Genomic DNA, 18,325 nt, shown 5'->3' on the forward strand with positions numbered 1-18,325 from the left:
GCATTGCTGGTGATACTTTTTTTTGGTACCGCCCTGCTCGTTAACCGGCGACCGGAACAAAGTTCCGTGCCGAACTTTGTTGTTTTCGTCCGGCAGGTAAAATATAATTATTGTAATAATTAGAACGGGAGTTGTAATGTGCACAAAATCGCGATAATCGGCCTCGGCAAGGGTGGCACGGTTGTGTACCAGACCCTGAAGACAACGAAAAATGTCAGCATCCTAGGCGTGGCGGATATCGACCCCAAGGCGTCCGGCGCACTGCTTGCCAAACGGGACGGCGTCTTCTTCACAACCGATTTCACCGCCCTCCTCGCCCTGCCCGGCGTCGACATTTTCATCGAGGCCACCGGGCGCTCGGAGGTGCGAGAAAAGCTGCTGGCCTTAAAACCGGCCGGCGCAATCGTCATGGACGGCAAGGCGGCGGAACTGATGCTGACCATCCTCGATGAAAAGCGGCAGTTAATCGAAATAAAAAATATCAAGGGCGAGCTTGACGCCATCCTAAATTCGGTACAGGAAGGCATCGCGGTAGCCGGCATGGACGGCACGGTGAAATATGTAAACCCTTCCTTCGTAAAAATCTCCGGCATCAGCGCCAAAGACCGTATCGGCGAAAACACCTTCCGCTCCTCGCCTGACGGGGCGCTGGCCCGTTGCCTCCGCACCCGCCAGCCGGTATTCGGCCGGCGCAGCGTCATCGGCGGCACTGATATCGAGGTCGTCTCGAACGCCGCCCCCATTCTTGCCGGCGACAAAGGTGAAATGGTGGGCGCCGTGGCCGTTTTTCAGCCTCTCACCGACGTAATGCGCCTCATGGACCAGCTTCAACGTCAGTCGCGGCTCCTGGAGCGCCTGTCGGTAAAATTCGGCGAGGTGACCAGCGCCAAATACTCCTTCGACGACGTTCTCGGCGCTGATCCCGCCCTGCGACAGGTCGTCGAGGTCGCCCGCAAAATCGCCGACACCAACTCGACGGTCCTCGTCATGGGCGAGAGCGGCACCGGTAAAGAGCTTATCGCCCATGCCATCCACAACACCAGCAGCCGGCGTAGTTTCCCCTTCATCCGCGTCAACTGCGCTGCCATCCCGGAGACGCTCCTGGAGAGCGAGTTTTTCGGCCATGAAAAAGGGGCCTTCACCGGCGCCACCGAAAGCAAGATGGGTAAATTCGAGTTGGCCAACCGGGGAACGATCTTCCTCGACGAAATCGGCGACATGCCTCACCAGCTCCAGGGAAAACTGCTCCGTGTGCTGCAGGAACGGGAGATCGAGAGAGTGGGGGGGACGCGGCCCAAGCCGGTGGACGTCAGGGTAATAGCGGCCACCAACCGCGATCTGGCCAAACTGATTGCCGCCGGCACCTTTCGCGAGGACCTCTATTATCGCCTCAAAGTCATCGAACTGACCATACCGCCCCTGCGGAGGCGCAAGGAGGACATCCCCCTGCTGGTTGAGAACGCGCTCGCCAAATTCAACCGTCTCCTCGGCAAACGCATCCGCGGTTTTTCCGCCGAGGCACTGGCCGAACTGAGACGCTACGACTGGCCGGGTAACCTGCGTGAGCTGGAAAACGTCGTCGAGCGGGCGGTGGTAACTACCGACGGGGACACGATCACCGCCGCGAAACTCGGACCGCTGGTCGATCTGCCCAAACGCGACCTCAGCCTGCGCGACACCGAAATCATGACCTTCGAGGAAATGGAGCGCCGTCTGATAGAACTGGCGGTCGCCAAGCACGGCCACAACCTGGAAGGCAAAAAACAGGCGGCGGCGGCGCTAGGCATCTCCCTGGCCACTCTGTACAACAAGCTGCGCAGGTACGGCCTGGGTGATACGAAATAGGGCAATAATAGAGCCGAAGGACAAAAAAGAGAGGAGAAAACGGTAAACAAGAACTGGACATCATTCTCGCCAAGAAAAGGAGGCCTTTCATGCGTACGATCGAAGCCGGCCGCATCACGGCGGCCGTGGCGAAACTCGCCGTCGAAGCCAACTATTACCTTACCGAAGATATCTTCGGCGCCCTCGCCGGCGGCCAAAAAACCGAGGAGTCGCCGCTCGGCCGGGAGATTCTCGGCCAACTCGTCGAAAACGCCTGCATCGCCCGCGACCAGGCAATGCCCATCTGTCAGGACACGGGGATGGCGGTGGTTTTCATGGAAATCGGCCAGGATGTCCGCGTCGTCGACGGCGGCCTGGAGGAGGCCGTCAATGCCGGCGTCGCCAAAGGATACACTGAAGGATACTTGCGCAAATCGGTGGTCGACGACCCGGTTTTCATCCGCAAAAACACCGGTGACAACACCCCCGCCATCCTTCATGTCGCCATCGTTCCCGGCGACAAGATCAAAATCGTCCTCGCGCCCAAAGGATTCGGCAGCGAAAACATGAGCGCCCTGAAAATGTTCCCGCCTTCGGCCGGAGTATCCGGCATCAAGAAATTCGCCGTCGACACGGTGAGCGCCGCCGGATCCAACCCCTGCCCGCCGATCGTTATTGGCATGGGCATCGGCGGTACGATGGAGAAGGCCGCCTTCCTGGCCAAAAAGGCGCTCATCCGCCCGATAAGCGTGCGCAACGCCAATCCGGAATACGCCACACTTGAGGCCGAAATCCTCGAACTGGTCAACAAGACAGGCGTGGGGCCGCAAGGCCTGGGCGGCACTGTCACGGCCCTGGCGGTCAACATCGAGTACTACCCCACCCACATCGCCGGCATGCCCGTGGCGATCAACATCAACTGTCATGCCACCAGGCATGCGGAAATCGAAATTTAGGGGGACAGAAGCATGGCCGAACCCGTCCGCATCACAACCCCGCTGAGCGCAGACGCCGCCAGGAAACTGCGCGCCGGTGACAGCGTCCTGATTTCCGGCGCCATCTACACCGCCCGCGACGCCGCCCACAAGCGCATGATCGAAGCTCTCGACCGGGGCGAAAAACTCCCCGTCGACGTGCGCGACCAGATAATCTACTACGTCGGCCCGAGCCCGGCGAAGCCCGGACAGCCCATCGGCTCGGCCGGGCCGACCACCAGCGGCCGCATGGACGCCTATACGCCGCGGATGTTGGCCGAGGGACTGAGAGGCATGATCGGCAAAGGCTACCGCAGCGCCGAAGTCGTCGAAGCGATGAAAAAGCACGGCGCGGTCTACTTTGCCGCCACCGGCGGGGCCGCCGCCCTCATCGCCCGGACGGTCAAGGGCTACGAAGTCGTGGCCTACTCGGACCTGGGCGCCGAAGCGTTCGCCAAAATGACGGTCGAAGACTTTCCGGCGATCGTCGTCATCGACAGCGAAGGCCGCAACTATTACGAGGAAGGCCAGAAACAGTACCGGAGGCTATAAAAGACACCCCGATAGTTCTGTTATTATGTCGCCATGGCCCTTGACACTCCGTAGACCGTATAGTATAATACTCTTTGCGGTTCACGGGGCGTGGCTCAGCTTGGTAGAGCACCTGGCTTGGGACCAGGGGGTCGCAGGTTCAAATCCTGCCGCTCCGACCACGCTTTATTTAGCCGCGGGTGTAGCTCAATGGTAGAGCCCCAGCCTTCCAAGCTGGTCACGTGGGTTCGATTCCCATCACCCGCTCCAGTATGAAATGCCGCCCGGCGAAAGTCCGGGCGGCTTAGTTATAGTGCAACAAAATCAGCTTATATGGGCAATCAGCCGCCGGGAAAAGGGTTTTGGGCGCCCGGCGCGAAATAACCATAAGGTATAATGAACGCGGAGGTGGGGGCGGGTGGCGGCTGTTGCGGCGCAAAAACTCATGATTCAGTTTATCTGCCCCAAGTGCGGCCGCGACCTCGCGTGGGCATACGAAAATGCCAGCGTCTACTGTCGTAGCTGCGATCGCTGGATATTCGCGCGGGAAATCAAAAACGTCAACCCGGCCAAAATAGATCCGGATCAGGATCAACTGCAGCTTTTTTAAAGATTTTTCGGGACAGGTTCCCAGATACGTATAAGCGGCCCGCAAACAGCGCGCCGCTTTTCCTTTGCCATCAAGTTCCTCCGATTGCGGTAGTTTTCTCGGCGACCGCTATCAGGTCCTGGCCGACATTGCGTAAGCCCTCTATCATACGGGCGATTTCCTGGGTCGATTTAGCCTGCTCCTGGGTGATGGTGCTGTTTTGCTCGACATTCTTCAGAACCTGCTCCACCGATACCTGGAATTGGCTCAGCATCGCATTGATTTCTCCCACCGACCGGCTGCTTTCGTCGGCCAGCTTGCGCACCTCGTCGGCTACGACCGCAAACCCGCGCCCGAGTTCTCCGGCCCGGGCGGCTTCGATGGCGGCGTTAAGACCGAGCAGGTTGGTCTGCTGGGCGACTCGCTTGATAAGCTCGAGGATTTCTGAAGTGTTGTTTACTTTCTGGGCCGCTTCTCGCGATAGCGCCGCCGCCTCCTCACTGGTGGAAGCCAGCTCCTGCGACGAAGCCGATAATTCCTCGATGGCGGCGGCCGCTTGCTCCAGAGAAGAATAAAGGTTGTTTACCAGTTGGCTGATCTTGGCGGAGGTCTCTTTATCCTGTAAGCGGGAAAGAACGAGCCCGGCGGCAATCTTAACTATCGGTTCGACGATCTGGGGATTGCCGGCGATGCCGAAAGTGCCTATTTTCACCCCGTTGTCCTTGACGGCCATATTGGCGCCGGGCTTCATTTTGCCGTCGGAAGCGGCCGCATCTTCCTCAGTGACAACGATAGTATCGATATCCGAAGTAAGGATTTTGTTGGACCCCGCATGCGTGATCCCGATGCGGGTTTTGGCCGAATCGGCGATTATCGTGCCGGTCGCGTCGCAAACAATGGTGTGGTAGCCCGTCCGGCCGTAAATAAAACCGGTCAGCTCGTCAGCGACAGCCTGATCCATTGTCAACACAGCTTCACCCCTCGCTTTTAGGACATATTAAATAAGAAAGAATATTCGGCATAATTACTGAAAAACCTTTATAAAATACCGCATAAGGCGCCGTTCGCCCAGAAAATATAAAAATACTGCCGGCGCATGGTATATACGGTCGCCGTCGGCCGGACCGATGGCCGAAAATGGATGGAAGCCTTTGTTGACACAGGCCCGGTAATGATGCTATAATCTTTCGGTGAGTAACGGCTAAAGTCGCCGAAACCAATCATATGCGCCTGTAGCTCAGGGGATAGAGCAACGGACTTCTAATCCGTTGGTCGCACGTTCGAATCGTGCCAGGCGCGCCAAGTAAATAAAAGCCTCAGCAGCAATGCAGAGGCTTTTATTATGTAAACATGGGCCTTGTTGTACAAAAATGGATACCAGCGACAGCCGACGACAACCTGTATTCAACAAGGTTCGGCGTTTACGCCTGTCCTTTTATTCCCGCGGAGAAGTGAGAAAGGCATCCATCTTTTAAATTCCCTGTTGACCGACTTGAGCACGTGTCTATCTTTAATAAATGACCAAGTGGATCGAATCATAGGTAAACGTGAGCCGGAGCAGTAGTTTCAACCTTAGGTTATAACCCACTGTTATAAGAGCAGACCAAAAAACGTACGCAAATTCTCAAAATGTGCCAGTTGACTTAGATAGACAATCCTGATATAGTAATAACTCCGACGCGGAAGTAGCTCAGTGGTAGAGCATCGCCTTGCCAAGGCGAGGGTCGCGAGTTCGAATCTCGTCTTCCGCTCCAATAAATAATGGCGGCATTGCCAAGCGGTAAGGCTAAGGTCTGCAAAACCTTCACACCCTAGTTCGAATCTAGGTGTCGCCTCCAAATAACTACATATTCGGTGTCGATAGCTAAGAGGCTCCACCTGTTCCCATACCGAACACAGAAGTTAAGCTCTTATACGCTGAAGGTACTTGGCTGGCAACGGCCTGGGAGATTAAGTAGACGCCGATTGATCGCTAGCTAATAGCGAGTTACCAAAAAAAGAGTGTTGACAGAGCCGATGAGGATATGTTAACATAAAGATCCGGTCAAACGCCGGACAGTGTTCCTTGAAAACTGAACAATGTAGGTAAAATTAAGCCAGATGTGCGGGCTGCGCTTCTTCGGGAGCGTAGTCAAAAAACACACAATCGATTCAAACGAGCCATCAAAGGCTCCAAAGAATACAATTTTTTGGAGAGTTTGATCCTGGCTCAGGACGAACGCTGGCGGCGTGCTTAACACATGCAAGTCGAACGGGGAGTTAGCAATAACTCCTAGTGGCGAACGGGTGAGTAACGCGTAGACAACCTACCTTCTAGCTGGGGACAACACCGCGAAAGTGGTGCTAATACCGAATGTGATGCCTAAGGTGCATACTATAGGCAAGAAAGATGGCCTCTACATGTAAGCTATCGCTAGAAGATGGGTCTGCGTCTGATTAGCTAGTAGGCGGGGTAAAAGCCCACCTAGGCGACGATCAGTAGCCGGTCTGAGAGGATGAACGGCCACACTGGGACTGAGACACGGCCCAGACTCCTACGGGAGGCAGCAGTGGGGAATCTTCCGCAATGGACGAAAGTCTGACGGAGCAACGCCGCGTGAGTGACGAAGGCCTTCGGGTTGTAAAGCTCTGTTATCGGGGAAGAACACTTTCCATGTGAACAATGTGGGAAGATGACGGTACCCGAGGAGGAAGCCACGGCTAACTACGTGCCAGCAGCCGCGGTAATACGTAGGTGGCGAGCGTTGTCCGGAATTATTGGGCGTAAAGCGCGCGCAGGCGGGATATTAAGTCTCATTTAAAAGTGCGGGGCTCAACCCCGTGATGGGTGAGAAACTAATATTCTTGAGTGCCGGAGAGGAAAGCGGAATTCCCAGTGTAGCGGTGAAATGCGTAGATATTGGGAGGAACACCAGTGGCGAAGGCGGCTTTCTGGACGGTGTCTGACGCTGAGGCGCGAAAGCCAGGGGAGCGAACGGGATTAGATACCCCGGTAGTCCTGGCCGTAAACGATGGGTACTAGGTGTAGGGGGTATCGACCCCTCCTGTGCCGGAGTTAACGCAATAAGTACCCCGCCTGGGGAGTACGGCCGCAAGGTTGAAACTCAAAGGAATTGACGGGGGCCCGCACAAGCGGTGGAGTATGTGGTTTAATTCGACGCAACGCGAAGAACCTTACCAGGGCTTGACATTGAGTGAAACACTCAGAGATGAGTGCCTGTCTTCGGACACACGAAAACAGGTGGTGCATGGCTGTCGTCAGCTCGTGTCGTGAGATGTTGGGTTAAGTCCCGCAACGAGCGCAACCCTTATCCTTTGTTGCCAGCACGTAAAGGTGGGAACTCAAGGGAGACTGCCGCAGACAATGCGGAGGAAGGCGGGGATGACGTCAAGTCATCATGCCCCTTATGTCCTGGGCTACACACGTACTACAATGGGCTCTAATAGAGGGCAGCGAAGCCGCGAGGCAGAGCGAATCCCAAAAACGAGCTCTCAGTTCGGATCGGAGGCTGCAACCCGCCTCCGTGAAGTCGGAATCGCTAGTAATCGCAGATCAGCATGCTGCGGTGAATACGTTCCCGGGCCTTGTACACACCGCCCGTCACACCACGAGAGTCTGCAACACCCGAAGTCGGTGAGGTAACCAGCAATGGGGCCAGCCGCCGAAGGTGGGGCCGATGATTGGGGTGAAGTCGTAACAAGGTAGCCGTATCGGAAGGTGCGGCTGGATCACCTCCTTTCTATGGAGAACTCGGGAGTGAAACATCTCCCGGTATCCAAGGTCGGACACATCTGGCAAAGAACATTAGACGCACGATATGTCGTGGCAGTAATGCTCACCCTACATTGTTTAGTTTTGAGGGAACACCAGTTACCAGAAAGTACATGTTGAAAAACATAAGCGAGTATGGTAACATAAGTGATCCTGGCAGGGACGGGAACATGAATCCTAAACCTGCAACCAGCTCCTTGAAAACAGCACAGAAGAAAGTGAAGTTAAAAAACCTCTCTATGTAAGTAGAGAAGTTCTTAACGAGCACATTAGGATTAGGCAAGGTGAAGCAAAGCTACATTAGCAAAGCTTAGGTTGGCTGTGTGCCAACCGTAATAAGTCAAGCTAGTAAGGGCATACGGCGGATGCCTTGGCGCCAACAGCCGAAGAAGGACGCGGTAAGCTGCGAAAAACTGAGGGGAGCCGCAAGCAGGCATAGATCCTCAGGTCTCCGAATGGGGGAACCCGGCGGTGGTAATGCACCGTCACCCACGCTTTAAGCGTGAGGAGGGCACCCGGGGAACTGAAACATCTAAGTACCCGGAGGAAAAGTAATCAAACGAGATTCCCTAAGTAGCGGCGAGCGAACGGGGAAGAGCCCAAACCAGGGAGCTTCGGCTCCTTGGGGTTGAGGACCAGCATAATCTTGGTCAGGTCTAGTCGAACTACCTGGAAAGGTAGGCCACAGAAGGTAAGAGCCCTGTAGGCGAAAGACAGAGCCAAGTGGCTGGTATCCAGAGTACCACGGGACACGAGAAACCCTGTGGGAAGCAGGGGGGACCACCCTCCAAGGCAAAATACTCGTTGGCGACCGATAGCGCATAGTACCGTGAGGGAAAGGTGAAAAGCACCCCGGGAGGGGAGTGAAAAAGTACCTGAAACCGTATGTCTACAAGCAGTCGAAGCTGTAAAAGGCGACGGCGTGCCTATTGAAGAATGAACCGGCGAGTTACAGTCACTAGCGAGGTTAAGTGGGAAACACGGAGCCGCAGCGAAAGCGAGTCTTAATAGGGCGACAGTTAGTGATTGTAGACCCGAAACCGCAGTGATCTATCCATGACCAGGGTGAAGCGTAGGTAAAATTACGTGGAGGCCCGAACCCGTGAGCGTTGAAAAGCTTTGGGATGAGTTGTGGATAGGGGTGAAATGCCAATCGAACGCGGAGATAGCTGGTTCTCCCCGAAATAGCTTTAGGGCTAGCCTCAAGTGATGACTTACGACGGTAGAGCTCTGATTGGGCTAGGGGCCGTTAGGTTACCGAACTCTGTCAAACTGCGAATGGAGTAAGTTTAACTTGGGAGTCAGACTGCGAGTGCTAAGATCCGTAGTCAAGAGGGAAACAGCCCAGACCATCAGCTAAGGTCCCCAATGCCGTGCTAAGTGGCAAAGGATGTGGCGATACAAAAACAACCAGGATGTTGGCTTAGAAGCAGCCACCATTAAAAGAGTGCGTAATAGCTCACTGGTCGAGTGTCGCTGCGCCGAAAATGTCCGGGGCTAAAGCACGGAACCGAAGCTATGGCTTGAACGAAAGTTCAGGGGTAGGGGAGCGTTCCTACTGGGTCGAAGTCGCATCGGAAGGTGCGGTGGACTGGTAGGAAGTGAGAATGCCGGTATGAGTAGCGAAAAGGAAGGTGAGAATCCTTCCCACCGAAAGCCTAAGGATTCCTGAGGAAGGATCGTCCGCTCAGGGTAAGTCGGGACCTAAGCCGAGGCGTAGATGCGTAGGCGATGGACAACTGGTTGATATTCCAGTACCACCCCAAGTCGTTTGAGTGATGGAGTGACACAGTAAGGTAGGTAATCGCGAGGATGGAAATTCGCGTCTAAACTAGTAGGGTGTTTGGGAGGCAAATCCCCCAAACGAAAAGCCTGAGAAGTGACGGGGAGCCGATAGCGATATTGGCGAACTTACTGACCCTAGACTGTCAAGAAAAGCTTCTAGCGAGACTTGTGGGTGCCCGTACCGCAAACCGACACAGGTAGGCGGGGAGAGAATCCTAAGGTGCGCGGGAGAACCCTCGTTAAGGAACTCGGCAAAATGTCCCCGTAACTTCGGGAGAAGGGGAGCCCTGGGACGTGTAGATTAGAAACGATTGAAGCGTCCTGGGGTCGCAGAAGAGAGGCCCAAGCGACTGTTTACCACAAACACAGGTGCCTGCTAAAGCGAAAGCTGACGTATAGGTGCTGACACCTGCCCGGTGCTGGAAGGTTAAGGGGAGTGCTTAGAAGCAATTCGAAGGTGTGAACCGAAGCCCCAGTAAACGGCGGCCGTAACTATAACGGTCCTAAGGTAGCGAAATTCCTTGTCGGGTAAGTTCCGACCCGCACGAAAGGTGTAACGACTTGGGCACTGTCTCAACGAGGGACCCGGTGAAATTGAAATACCTGTGAAGATGCAGGTTACCCGCGACTGGACAGAAAGACCCCATGGAGCTTTACTGCAGCCTGGCATTGGATTTTGGTAAATCATGTACAGGATAGGTGGGAGACTTAGAAGCGAGGACGCAAGTCTTGGTGGAGTCGCCCTTGGGATACCACCCTTGATTTACTGGAGTTCTAACTGAAGAAGTAACGACTCTCAGGACAGTGCCAGGTGGGCAGTTTGACTGGGGCGGTCGCCTCCGAAAGTGTAACGGAGGCGCCCAAAGGTTCCCTCAGCGCGGTTGGAAATCGCGCGCAGAGTGCAAAGGCAGAAGGGAGCTTGACTGCGAGTCAGACAAGACGAGCAGGGACGAAAGTCGGGCTTAGTGATCCGGTGGTACCGAGTGGAAGGGCCATCGCTCAACGGATAAAAGCTACCCTGGGGATAACAGGCTAATCTCTCCCAAGAGTCCATATCGACGGGGAGGTTTGGCACCTCGATGTCGGCTCATCACATCCTGGGGCTGAAGTAGGTCCCAAGGGTTGGGCTGTTCGCCCATTAAAGTGGTACGTGAGCTGGGTTCAGAACGTCGTGAGACAGTTCGGTCCCTATCCATCGCGGGCGTAAGAGACTTGAGGGGAACTGCTCCTAGTACGAGAGGACCGGAGTGGACTGACCAATGGTGTACCAGTTATCCCGCCAGGGGTACAGCTGGGTAGCTACGTCGGGAACGGATAAACGCTGAAAGCATCTAAGCGTGAAACCGGCCTCAAGATGAGGTCTCTCACAGCGTAAGCTGGTAAGGCCCCTTGTAGAACACGAGGTTGATAGGCCAGGAGTGTAAGGGCAGTAATGTCTTCAGCTGACTGGTACTAATAGGCCGAGGGCTTGACTTATGGCCAGACACACAGCGCTTCAGCGCTGATGTGGTCGGCAAGTTCTGAGCGTAGCGAAGAACATCTTATGTCTAATCCAAGCAAATGTGCATACACTTTCTTCTGTGATGTTTTGAGGGAGCGTACTTTTAAGATGCTTACCTCTACAATCTGGTGCCGATAGCTGTGGGGTCCCACCCGTTCCCATACCGAACACGGCAGTTAAGCCCACATACGCCGAAAGTACTTGGCTGGAAACGGCCTGGGAGGATAGGTAGGCGCCGGTTAGACAGAGTACCGCTAAGGTACTCTGTCTGTCTCTCACATCGCGGGGTGGAGCAGCTGGCAGCTCGTCGGGCTCATAACCCGAAGGTCGCAGGTTCAAATCCTGCCCCCGCAACCAAATTATCATGCCAAACGAGGCAACTCGCTTGGCATTTATAATCTAAAACGGTGCTGTGGAGAAGCGGTTAACACGGCGGATTACTAAATCGTTAGTGGAGGCAACCCCGGCCAGGGACGAAATCCCTGTTGTTATGCCATATGACCCACTAGCTCAGTCGGTAGAGCACCTGACTTTTAATCAGGGTGTCGATGGTTCGAGTCCATCGTGGGTCACCATATCTGGGCGATTAGCTCAGCTGGGAGAGCGCCTGCCTTACAAGCAGGATGTCGGCAGTTCGATCCTGTCATCGCCCACCAAGGCATATTGTGCCTGATTAATTACGGCCCCGTGGTGTAGTGGTCTAACATGTCGCCCTGTCACGGCGGAGATCGACGGTTCAAATCCGTTCGGGGTCGCCACATAACGGAGGGGTTCCCGAGTGGTTAAAGGGAGCAGACTGTAAATCTGCCGGCTGACGCCTTCGGTGGTTCGAATCCACCCCCCTCCACCATAAAAGTCCAGCCTTCTTCAAAAACGGGAAATTGCGGTATGAATAATACTGAGGAAAGTCCAGACTGCCACGGCCTGAGATGGCCGTAACGTTCGTGCCCGCCGCAAGGCGGGGCAGGGCTTGCCCTGACGACGGCAAAATCGACTCTTGCAGCCGAAAGTAGCCATAAAGTGCACAGAGAGTGGGTAGACCGGCGACGGTCTGGTGAAAAGCGGTAAACTCCACGAGGCAGAAACCCGAATTATGGTAGGGGAACCTCCGCGAGGGAAAGGAACCAGACGGGGGAATGCTAGTAATAGCGTTAGATAAATAATTTCCTAAAACAGAAACTGGCTTACGGTTTTTGAAGAAGGCTGTTCAAAATAAATGACTCAGTAACTCAACTGGATAGAGTATTTGACCACGAATTAAAAGGTCGCGCGTTCAAATCGTGGCCAGGCGCGCCAGTGAAATACAAGGCTCCGCAGAAATGCGGAGCCTTGTTATTATGTCTGCTGAAACAGCAGTTATCCCCACAGAAGCAAAACGAAGTTGGCGGTTGATACCTTCTGCTAGTCTGAATTACGTTACTTGAAAATAAGGTTTTGCCAGACATCGAGCGAATTCTCGATGGCTCTTTCCGCGGCGGCGATATCCCTTCTTTCGACGGCATCCAAAACCCTTCTGTGGGTTTCGTTCGATTCCAGGCTGAAGTTGGTATGCTTCCGCAGGCTCTGAGCGATAAACGGTTTAAAGTATTCCATAATAAAAAGATAAATTTTTTCAAACAACCTGTTATTGCAGATCTGGCCCAGAACAATATGGAATTTCAGGTCGGAATCGAGCAACTGGTCGTAGCTTCGGGGCTCCTGGTCCTTCAGAGCATTCATTTCTTCATAGGCGACTCTGAGGAGGTTGATGTCTTCGGTACTGGCGTTTTTTATCACCAGCCGGACCACATCTTTTTCCAGCAGCAGCCGGAACTCTTTTAACTCGTCAAAATTGGGCTGGGACAGGATAAGGTTGAATAACAAGGGATCAAACAACACCTTGCCGCTCATGTTCGCCACATAAGTGCCGTCCCCGCGCTTGATTTCGACGATGCCGAAAGCGGAAAGGATTTTCATCGCCTCGCGCACCGACCCCCTGCTGACCGACAGCAGCCGGGCCAACTCCATTTCCGTGGGCAGACGGTCGCCTGGCCGCACTTTCTGGGTCAGGAGCAACTCCTTGATACTGTTGACAACATAATCGACCGACGATTCGCTGGGTCTCGCAGTCAATCTGGCCATGATACCCAAGCCGTTAGTTTGCATTAGGCCAACCATCCCTCTTCCGCAGAAGTATTCCACTACACTGTGTCCTGCCAGGGAAATAAATGTCACACCGTGCTGTTTTGCTGCTTATGCATCGATAATAACATAATCTTTTCGGTAAATACAATCTCTGGCGAAGAATGCCGGGGGTGCAAAATGAGAAAATTATAAATACTGGGATTGACAATCGGGGTCTTGCCAAACTACAATTTTAGTATAATAGTAAATGTATGATGTTTGATGTATGACCTGATTCAAAAACCTAATACGTAAATGGAGAGATGTTGCTAAAGGCGGCTGCCAGTTGGATATCGGCCGGCGCAAAATTATTTTTGAAAGAGGTAGGGCATTATGGCGGAAGAGGCTAAAACGGCGGAACTGCGAAAAATAGCTGACCAGTTACGGCTGGATGTGGTCAAAATGGTGCATGACGCCAAAGATGGCCATCCCGGTCCGGCGTTATCGATCGCGGACATAATAACCACTCTGTATTTCAAGGAATTGAATATCGACCCGCGAAATCCGCGCTGGGAGGACAGGGACAGATTTATTCTTTCCAAAGGCCATGCCTGCCCGGTGCTGTATGCAGCGTTGGCCAGGCGCGGCTACTTTCCGGTGGAGGAGTATGCGGGGCTCAGAAAACTGGACTGCATTCTTCAGGGCCATCCGTGCATGAAGAAAACGCCCGGAATCGATATGACTTCCGGTTCTTTGGGGAATGGCCTTTCGATAGGCGTAGGAATGGCGATCGCCGCCAAATACCGGAAGAAGGCTTATTATACTTATGTGATGCTGGGCGACGGCGAAATCCAGGAAGGCATCGTCTGGGAAGCGGCGATGTGCGCCAAGAAATATCAACTGAACAATCTGATCGCGTTTGTCGACCACAACGGCTGGCAGAGCGGCGACAGCGTCGACAAGGTCAGCGGCCTTCTGCCCATCCTGCCCAAGTGGGAAGCCTTCGGATGGCATTGCCAGTCGATCGACGGCCACGACTTCGCGCAGATCGTCACCGCCATCGCCAACGCCAAAAAGGCGAACGGCCCCTCGGTAATCGTCGCCAAGACAATCAAGGGCAAGGGGCTCGCTTATATGGAAAATGACAACTCGTGGCACAAAAGGGTTCCGGACGGCGACCAGCTCGCAATCGCACAGCAGGTTTTGGGAGGTGCACGGCAATGAGTAAGTACAAGGGGACAAGGGAAGCGTTTACCCAGGCGCTGCTCGAAATGGCCGAAAGCGACGACCGGTTGCTGCTCGTTTCCCCGGACTCGCTGAAGGCCATGCGGGCGACGCCGTTTGCTGACAGGTTTCCGGAAAGATACATCGAGGTCGGCATCGCGGAGCAAAACGCGGTGGCGGTGGCGGCCGGGCTGGCCAGCAGCGGGCTCGTTCCCTTCGTGGCGACCTACGCCGGCTTCATTACGATGCGGGCCTGCGAACAGTTACGAACTTTCGTCGCCTATCCGCAGCTCAATGTCAAGTTTATCGGCATCAACGGCGGCATCTTCGGCGGCGAGCGGGAGGGCGTCACCCATCAGTTTTTCGAAGACCTGGGCATCGTGCGAAGCATCCCGGGAATAACGGTGGTGGCGCCGGCCGACGAGCATCAGGTTTTTCAGGCCGTCAAGGCGATCGCGACAATCGACGGGCCGGTGTATCTGCGGGCCGGCAGCGGGCGAGAACACGTCGTCTACAAAGAAGACGCGCCTTTTGAGCTCGGAAAAGTTCGCGTTTTGAAGGAATACGGAAGCGACGCCGCCCTTTTCGCCAGCGGGTTTGTGCTGAACCGGGCGGTCGAGGCCGCCGAGATTCTGAGCAGCCGGGGAATCAAGGTCACCCTGGCGGATGTACACACGCTGAAACCCATCGACAGCGAAACCGTTACCGGTATTTTGGAAAAATGCGGCGCCGCGGTAACGGTCGAGGACCACAACATAATCGGCGGCCTGGCGGACGCCATCGCGATGGTGAGTACGGAAAACTGCCCCGTGCCGGTTGAGCGCGTGGGCCTCCGGGATATTTTCCCCGGCTCCGGTCCCGCCGAAGAAGTGCTCGATTATTACGGCATGTCGGTGAACGACATCGTCAACGCGGTTGTGAAGGTAATGAAAAAGAAGAAATGAGGGCTTTACAATGAGCAACAAGTTGGTCGTCAGCGTCATCGGCGCCGGCGGAAAAATGGGCGTCAGGACAACGAACAACCTGGCGAAGCACCCCGACTCCATCGAACTGAACTTCTGCGAAAACGCCGAAGCCGGCATAAAAAACATTAAAGAGCGCGGCTTTGCGGTCACTGCCGCCGAAGTCGCCGTCCCGCGGAGCGACATCGTCGTATTGGCTGTACCCGACAAGATCATGAAAGATGTATCCGTAGGCATCGTCAAGCTTATGACCCCGGACTCGACCTGCATCATACTCGACCCCGCCGCCGCGGTGGCAAAAGAGCTGGCGCTGCGGGACGACTGCACGTTTGTCGTCACCCACCCGTGCCATCCGTCCTTTTTCCTCGATCAGGACACCTACGAGGCCCGGCATGATTACTTCGGCGGCGTAGCCGCGAAGCAGGATATCGTTGTCGCGAAGATCCAGGGCAACGACGACAATTTTGCCAAAGCCAGGACAGTTTGCGAGATCATGTTCTCGCCGGTTGAAAACAGCTATGTCATGAGCGTCAGGGACATTGCTTTTCTGGAGCCGACGCTGGTCGAGCTATTGGGCGCCACGACACTGTACGCCATGGCGGAGACGGTGAAAGAGGCCGAACGGCGTGGCATCCCCAGGGCTGCTGCCGAGTCGTTCCTGGCCGGCCACGTTTATAACCTGACGGCGAATTTCCTCGGTAAACTCGGCAACACCAAAGTTTCCGACGCCTGTCTGGTGGCGATTGAGCTCGGCAACAAGCTGGTCTTACGGGAGGACTGGAAGAAAATCTGGGACGACGAGGTTCTGGATAAGGTTATCGCAACCATGCTGCATCCCGAAAAACCGCAGATTTGACACTGCCCGGCACCTTCAAACGCTCGCGGGGCCAAAGACAGGAGAACGCTATTATGAAAGCAGTCGTACTCGACGGATATACCCTCAATCCCGGAGATCTGAGCTGGCGGCATATCGAAAACTTATGCGACCTTACGGTATACGAGCGGACGGCGTACGGGCCGGACGGCGCGGCGGCCGTGATCGACAGAATCCGCGACGCAGAGATTGTGTTCACAAATAAAACGCCGCTGCCGGCGGCGGCCCTCGAAGCCGCGCCTGCGCTGAAGTACATCGGCGTGCTGGCGACCGGCTTCAACGTAGTGGACATAGCGGCCGCTAAGCGGCGGGGCATCGTTGTGGCCAACGTTCCTGCCTACGGAACGGAGGCTGTCGCTCAGATGGCGATCGCTCTGCTGCTGGAAATGTGCCACCATGTCGGCGCGCACGACGAAGCCGTGAAAGCCGGCGAATGGACGATCAACCCCGACTGGTGCTTCTGGAAGCACCCCCTGATAGAGCTGGCCGGCAAGACCATGGGCATCATCGGCCTTGGCCGGATCGGCCAGGCGACCGCCAGGATCGCTCAGGCCCTGGGGATGAAAGTGCTGGCCTTTGACAGTTACATAATGCGGGAACTGGAATCGCCGACCCTCAAATATGCGGACCTTGACGAGCTCTTTTCCGCCGCCGACGTCATCGCCCTGCATTGCCCGCTGCTCGAAAGCACCAACGGCATCATCAACAAGGAAAACATCGCCAAAATGAAAACCGGGGTGTTGATCATCAATAACTCGCGCGGGCCACTGGTCGTCGAGGAAGACCTTGCCGAGGCGCTGAACGCGGGCAAGGTCGGCGGCGCGGCGCTCGACGTCCTGTCGTCGGAACCGGTCAAGGCCGATAATCCGCTGCTCGGGGCCAAAAACTGCATCATCACGCCGCATATGTCCTGGGCCCCCGTCGAAGCCAGGCAGCGGTTGATGGATATCGCGGCCGACAACCTGCGAGCGTTTCTTGACGGGAACCCCAAAAACGTTGTGAACGGCTGATAATCGCCTTAATCGGCGGTGGGTTGGGGGTGGTAACGCGGCGAACCCTATCCCGGGTAAGGGAAAAATAACTTTCTGTAAGATTAAATTTGTGGAGGGGTAGAAGTGAGAAAAATTTTAGCAGTCACGCTTATCCTGGTATTTGCCTTGAGTATCCTCGGCTGCGGCGGCAGCAGCAAACCGGCGGGCACGAAGGCCGAATACAAGGCCAACATGAAGCTGACCAACACCCAGACCAAGGACCATCCTTACAACATCGGTGCCCAAAAGTTCGCCGAACTTATCAAAGAACGGACCAAAGGACGTATCACGATAACCCTTTATCCCGACGGCCAGCTGGGCAAGGGAGAACGCGAGATGCTCGAGAGCCTCCAGCAGGGCACGATCGACATCTATGTCGGCTCCACTGGCCCGGTCGGCAACTTCAGCCCGACGATGAACATTCTCGACATCCCGTTCCTTTTCCGCGACAACGCCCACGTCGACAAGGTACTCGACGGCCCGATCGGCCAGCAGCTTTTAAAAGACCTGGAAAAATCGAATCTGGTCGGCCTGGCTTTCTGGGAGAACGGTTTCCGTAACCTGACCAATTCCCGCAACGTCGTCAAGGTGCCGGAAGACGGCAAGGGCCTGAAGATTCGCGTCATGGAAAACAAAGTGCATCTGCTGGCCTGGAAAACCGCCGGCCTGAACCCGACGCCGATGGCGTGGGGCGAGGTTTACGCCGCCCTGCAGCAGAAGGTGATCGACGGCCAGGAGAACCCGGTGGCGGTAATCTATTCGTCGAAACTCTATGAAGTTCAGAAGTACCTATCCATGACCGGTCACGTTTACTCGCCGGCGCCGATAATCATCAGCAAAAAGCGGTGGGATCAGATGCCCAAGGAAGATCAGGAAATCTTCCGCAAGACCGCCCTGGAAGTGGCCCAGTACCAGCGCAAACTCAACCGCGATGCCGAAGCTGCCAAGATCAAGGAGATGGAAAGCAAGGGCTTCACGGTTACCAAGGACGTCGACAAGGCGGCTTGGCAGAAAGCCATGCAGCCGGCTTTCGAAGAATTCGCCAAAGAATTTGGCAAGGATAAAATCAACGCCATCATGAACACCAAATAATCTCCTCCCTGGGCAGTAGCCGTTTCCGATGTCGATACGGGATCGGAAACGGCTACTTGCTTT

General features: G+C 55.1%; 11 protein-coding genes, 10 tRNA genes, 4 rRNA genes and 1 other RNA gene. 24 read left to right on the forward strand and 2 right to left on the reverse strand.

What is annotated here, in order from left to right:
• The first annotated feature begins 138 nt into the window (after window positions 1–138).
• From Q4T40_01665 to Q4T40_01690, 6 genes are all read left to right on the forward strand, one after another.
• Complete coding sequence (locus Q4T40_01665) at window positions 139–1,845, forward strand: sigma 54-interacting transcriptional regulator (GenBank protein ID MDT8899955.1); 1,707 nt, start codon at window positions 139–141, stop codon at window positions 1,843–1,845.
• Between the two features lie 89 nt (window positions 1,846–1,934).
• On the forward strand, window positions 1,935–2,780 hold the full coding sequence (locus tag Q4T40_01670) for a fumarate hydratase (GenBank protein ID MDT8899956.1): 846 nt from the start codon (window positions 1,935–1,937) through the stop codon (window positions 2,778–2,780).
• Between the two features lie 12 nt (window positions 2,781–2,792).
• Entirely contained in the window at window positions 2,793–3,350 is a 558-nt protein-coding gene (locus tag Q4T40_01675; protein ID MDT8899957.1) for a Fe-S-containing hydro-lyase, read from the forward strand.
• Between the two features lie 84 nt (window positions 3,351–3,434).
• Window positions 3,435–3,511: transfer RNA gene (locus Q4T40_01680), tRNA-Pro, on the forward strand.
• A 14-nt stretch (window positions 3,512–3,525) separates the two neighbouring features.
• Window positions 3,526–3,599: transfer RNA gene (locus Q4T40_01685), tRNA-Gly, on the forward strand.
• 148 nt (window positions 3,600–3,747) lie between these two features.
• Complete coding sequence (locus Q4T40_01690) at window positions 3,748–3,939, forward strand: hypothetical protein (GenBank protein MDT8899958.1); 192 nt, start codon at window positions 3,748–3,750, stop codon at window positions 3,937–3,939.
• Between the two features lie 70 nt (window positions 3,940–4,009).
• On the opposite strand, the gene Q4T40_01695 is transcribed toward Q4T40_01690, so the two are convergent.
• Window positions 4,010–4,879 carry a methyl-accepting chemotaxis protein gene (locus Q4T40_01695; GenBank protein ID MDT8899959.1) on the reverse strand — a complete coding sequence of 290 codons (870 nt, stop codon included), beginning with the start codon at window positions 4,877–4,879 and terminating at the stop codon, window positions 4,010–4,012.
• 265 nt (window positions 4,880–5,144) lie between these two features.
• Between Q4T40_01695 and Q4T40_01700 the strand changes: the two genes are divergently transcribed.
• From Q4T40_01700 to rnpB, 13 genes are all read left to right on the forward strand, one after another.
• Window positions 5,145–5,220, forward strand: a tRNA-Arg gene (locus tag Q4T40_01700).
• A gap of 377 nt (window positions 5,221–5,597) precedes the next feature.
• Window positions 5,598–5,672, forward strand: a tRNA-Gly gene (locus Q4T40_01705).
• 9 nt (window positions 5,673–5,681) lie between these two features.
• Window positions 5,682–5,756, forward strand: a tRNA-Cys gene (locus tag Q4T40_01710).
• Window positions 5,757–5,768: 12 nt separating this feature from the next.
• A 5S ribosomal RNA gene (rrf, locus tag Q4T40_01715) occupies window positions 5,769–5,885 on the forward strand.
• 219 nt (window positions 5,886–6,104) lie between these two features.
• Window positions 6,105–7,658, forward strand: a 16S ribosomal RNA gene (locus Q4T40_01720).
• Window positions 7,659–8,028: 370 nt separating this feature from the next.
• Window positions 8,029–10,951 (forward strand): 23S ribosomal RNA (locus tag Q4T40_01725).
• Window positions 10,952–11,100: 149 nt separating this feature from the next.
• Window positions 11,101–11,217: ribosomal RNA gene (gene rrf / locus Q4T40_01730) — 5S ribosomal RNA — on the forward strand.
• Together the 16S, 23S and 5S rRNA genes with 8 tRNA genes alongside form the textbook arrangement of a ribosomal RNA operon.
• A gap of 40 nt (window positions 11,218–11,257) precedes the next feature.
• Window positions 11,258–11,333 (forward strand) — tRNA-Met (locus Q4T40_01735).
• Window positions 11,334–11,475: 142 nt separating this feature from the next.
• A tRNA-Lys gene (locus Q4T40_01740) sits at window positions 11,476–11,551 on the forward strand.
• 5 nt (window positions 11,552–11,556) lie between these two features.
• A tRNA-Val gene (locus tag Q4T40_01745) sits at window positions 11,557–11,632 on the forward strand.
• 25 nt (window positions 11,633–11,657) lie between these two features.
• A tRNA-Asp gene (locus tag Q4T40_01750) sits at window positions 11,658–11,734 on the forward strand.
• A 6-nt stretch (window positions 11,735–11,740) separates the two neighbouring features.
• Window positions 11,741–11,826, forward strand: a tRNA-Tyr gene (locus Q4T40_01755).
• Window positions 11,827–11,845: 19 nt separating this feature from the next.
• Window positions 11,846–12,168, forward strand: an RNA gene (rnpB, locus tag Q4T40_01760) — RNase P RNA component class B.
• Between the two features lie 224 nt (window positions 12,169–12,392).
• Here the strand turns inward: rnpB and Q4T40_01765 are convergent.
• Window positions 12,393–13,121 carry a FadR/GntR family transcriptional regulator gene (locus Q4T40_01765; GenBank protein ID MDT8899960.1) on the reverse strand — a complete coding sequence of 243 codons (729 nt, stop codon included), beginning with the start codon at window positions 13,119–13,121 and terminating at the stop codon, window positions 12,393–12,395.
• Window positions 13,122–13,472: 351 nt separating this feature from the next.
• On the opposite strand from Q4T40_01765, the gene Q4T40_01770 reads away from it, so the two are divergent.
• The 5 genes from Q4T40_01770 to Q4T40_01790 all read left to right on the forward strand — a co-directional run bounded on the left by Q4T40_01770 (window position 13,473) and on the right by Q4T40_01790 (window position 18,262).
• Complete coding sequence (locus Q4T40_01770; GenBank protein ID MDT8899961.1) at window positions 13,473–14,303, forward strand: transketolase; 831 nt, start codon at window positions 13,473–13,475, stop codon at window positions 14,301–14,303.
• The gene (locus tag Q4T40_01775) at window positions 14,300–15,247 is read left to right on the forward strand and encodes a transketolase C-terminal domain-containing protein (protein ID MDT8899962.1); all 948 of its coding nucleotides are present in this window, start codon (window positions 14,300–14,302) and stop codon (window positions 15,245–15,247) included. The genes Q4T40_01770 and Q4T40_01775 overlap by 4 nt, the downstream gene beginning before the upstream one ends.
• 10 nt (window positions 15,248–15,257) lie before the next feature.
• Complete coding sequence (locus Q4T40_01780) at window positions 15,258–16,121, forward strand: phosphogluconate dehydrogenase C-terminal domain-containing protein (GenBank protein ID MDT8899963.1); 864 nt, start codon at window positions 15,258–15,260, stop codon at window positions 16,119–16,121.
• A gap of 53 nt (window positions 16,122–16,174) precedes the next feature.
• Window positions 16,175–17,149, forward strand: a complete 975-nt coding sequence (locus tag Q4T40_01785; protein ID MDT8899964.1) for a D-2-hydroxyacid dehydrogenase — start codon at window positions 16,175–16,177, stop codon at window positions 17,147–17,149.
• A 105-nt stretch (window positions 17,150–17,254) separates the two neighbouring features.
• Complete coding sequence (locus Q4T40_01790; protein ID MDT8899965.1) at window positions 17,255–18,262, forward strand: TRAP transporter substrate-binding protein; 1,008 nt, start codon at window positions 17,255–17,257, stop codon at window positions 18,260–18,262.
• Window positions 18,263–18,325: the final 63 nt, after the last annotated feature.

It is taken from the genome of Selenomonadales bacterium 4137-cl (genome assembly GCA_032334055.1).
Taxonomy (GTDB): domain Bacteria; phylum Bacillota; class Negativicutes; order Sporomusales; family UBA7701; genus Anaeroselena; species Anaeroselena agilis.

Bases quoted from the DNA above. Each gene is read 5' to 3' on its own strand.
- Q4T40_01765 (MDT8899960.1), bottom strand. From the start codon at position 13,121: ATGCAAACTAACGGCTTGGGTATCATGGCCAGATTGACTGCGAGACCC.
- Q4T40_01675 (MDT8899957.1), top strand. From the start codon at position 2,793: ATGGCCGAACCCGTCCGCATCACAACCCCGCTGAGCGCAGACGCCGCC.
- Q4T40_01770 (MDT8899961.1), top strand. From the start codon at position 13,473: ATGGCGGAAGAGGCTAAAACGGCGGAACTGCGAAAAATAGCTGACCAG.
- Q4T40_01785 (MDT8899964.1), top strand. From the start codon at position 16,175: ATGAAAGCAGTCGTACTCGACGGATATACCCTCAATCCCGGAGATCTG.
- Q4T40_01775 (MDT8899962.1), top strand. From the start codon at position 14,300: ATGAGTAAGTACAAGGGGACAAGGGAAGCGTTTACCCAGGCGCTGCTC.
- Q4T40_01780 (MDT8899963.1), top strand. From the start codon at position 15,258: ATGAGCAACAAGTTGGTCGTCAGCGTCATCGGCGCCGGCGGAAAAATG.
- Q4T40_01670 (MDT8899956.1), top strand. From the start codon at position 1,935: ATGCGTACGATCGAAGCCGGCCGCATCACGGCGGCCGTGGCGAAACTC.
- Q4T40_01695 (MDT8899959.1), bottom strand. From the start codon at position 4,879: ATGGATCAGGCTGTCGCTGACGAGCTGACCGGTTTTATTTACGGCCGG.